At 63.3% G+C, this 2,030-nt stretch carries 3 protein-coding genes; all 3 read left to right on the top strand.

Features of this window, described 5'->3' with window-relative positions; translation table 11 throughout:
* Nucleotides 1–549, top strand: a 549-nt coding sequence (locus tag B3873_RS13005) for an ABC transporter substrate-binding protein (protein WP_286866558.1), incomplete at its 5' end; no start/stop codon positions are given.
* A gap of 12 nt (nucleotides 550–561) precedes the next feature.
* Nucleotides 562–1,476 carry a branched-chain amino acid ABC transporter permease gene (locus B3873_RS13000; RefSeq protein ID WP_145604663.1) on the top strand — a complete coding sequence of 305 codons (915 nt, stop codon included), beginning with the start codon at nucleotides 562–564 and terminating at the stop codon, nucleotides 1,474–1,476.
* An 8-nt stretch (nucleotides 1,477–1,484) separates the two neighbouring features.
* Nucleotides 1,485–2,030, top strand: a 546-nt coding sequence (locus tag B3873_RS12995) for a branched-chain amino acid ABC transporter permease (RefSeq protein ID WP_286866555.1), incomplete at its 3' end; no start/stop codon positions are given.

The following is a 2,030-nucleotide window of genomic DNA, read 5'->3' as shown; positions in this document are numbered from 1 at the left end:
TTCCGTCCCGCCAATATCGATGCCCTGTATTTCTTCCTGCCGGGTGGCATGGGCGTGAATTTCGTCAAGCAATATGCAGCCGCCGGCATGGACCCCAAGATCGTGCGCGTGATGCCCGCCTATGATGCGGACCAGCAGATGCTCTCCAATGGCGACCTGATCGCCGGCGTGGCCAACACCGGCCAGTGGTCGGCTGACCTGCCCAATGAACAGAACCGCGCCTTCGTGGCGGCCTACATCAAGGAATACGGCCATCAGCCTTCGATGTTCGCTTCCCAGGCGTATGACGCGGCCATGCTCATCGACAGCGCCGTCAAAACCATCGGCGGCAAAGTCGAGAATCGCGAGGCCCTCATTGCGGCCATCAAGGCGGCCAACTTCAAGTCGGTGCGCGGTGGCTTCAAGTTCGCGGCCAATCACTTCCCGATCCAGAATCAGTATGCACGCGTGGTGACCAAGGGCGCGGACGGCAAGTACGTCAACAACATGACCCAGACGCTGCTGCCCGATCACGTCGACGCCTACGTCGGTCAATGCAAGATGCCTTGAGGACGGTGTACCTTGGGTAATCTGATCTTCGAGCAGGTGCTCAACAGCCTGCAGTTCGGCGTCATGCTGTTCTTGATCGCCTCGGGATTGACGCTGATCTTTGGCGTGATGAACTTCGTGAACCTGGCGCACGGCAGCTTCTTCATGATCGGCGCCTACGTGGCGGCGGTGGTGGCCGGGGCCAGCGGTTCCTTCTGGCTGGGCCTGCTGGTGGCCCTGCCGGCCACGGCAGCGCTGGGCTTCCTGCTGGAGTGGCTGGTGTTCCGGCGGCTCTACAAGAAGGACCACATGGTGCACGTGCTGGCCACCTTCGCCTTCATCCTGATCTTCAACGATGGCGTGCGCATGATCTGGGGGCCGCAGCCGCTGCCGCTGAACATGCCGGCCGCCTTTGCCGGGCCGGTCAATCTGTTCGGGCTGCCGTATTCCAGCTATCGGTTGCTGGTCATGGCGGTGGGCGTGGTGGTGGCCGTGGCGCTGTACTTCCTCATCAACCGCACGCGCATCGGCATGTGGGTGCGCGCCGGGGCCAACAACCTGGAGATGGTCACGGCCATGGGCATCAACATCCGCCTGCTGTTCCGGCTGGTGTTCAGCTTCGGGCTGCTGCTGGCGGCGCTGGCGGGCATCATGCTGGGCCCGCTGGTGGCGGTGCAGGCCGGCATGGGCGATGACGTGCTGATCCTGGCCTTCGTGGTGGTGGTCATCGGCGGCATTGGTTCGGTGCCGGGCGCGGCCATCGGCGCGCTCATCGTGGGTGTGGTCGATACGCTGGGTCGCAGTTTGCTGCCGCAGCTCTTCGCGCTCTTCCTCAGTGCCGATGCTGCCGCCTCGGTCGGTCCGGCGCTGGGCTCGATGATGATCTACCTGGTGATGATCGCGGTGCTGTTCTGGCGCCCCAGCGGTCTGTTCCCTGCCCGTACCTGAGGAATCCCATGCAACGTCTGTTCGTTCCCCTGCTGCTCGTCCTGGCGGTGTTGCTGCCGCTGCTGGCGCAGGCCAGCGGGATGGAGTACTACATCGGCGTGGTCACCCGCATCCTGATTTTTTCGATGGTGGCGGCCAGCCTCAATTTCATTCTTGGTTACGGCGGCATGGTCAGTTTTGGTCATGCGGTGTTCTTCGGGCTGGGTGCGTATGTCACGGCCATCGCCAGTTTCCATGGCGTGACCAGCGCCTGGCTGATCTGGCTGCTGGCCGCGCTGGTGACGGGCCTGGTCGGCCTGGTGATCGGGGTGATTGCCCTGCGCACGCGGGCGGTGTATTTCATCATGATCACCATGGCGCTGGCGCAATTGTTCTACTACTTCTTCGTCGGCTTCCGGTATTACGGCGGTGACGATGGCCTGCAGGTGACGGCGCGTCCGCTGCTGGGCTTCGGTCTCGACATGAGCGGCGACAACGCCTTCTACTGGGTCGTGCTGGCCTGGCTGGTGGCCAGCTTCGTGTTGCTGCAGCGGCTGCTGGCCTCGCGCTTCGGC

The organism is Herbaspirillum sp. UBA812, from assembly GCF_002296545.1.
GTDB lineage: Bacteria > Pseudomonadota > Gammaproteobacteria > Burkholderiales > Burkholderiaceae_D > Herbaspirillum > Herbaspirillum huttiense.
This window is presented reverse-complemented; position numbering and strand designations above follow the sequence as displayed.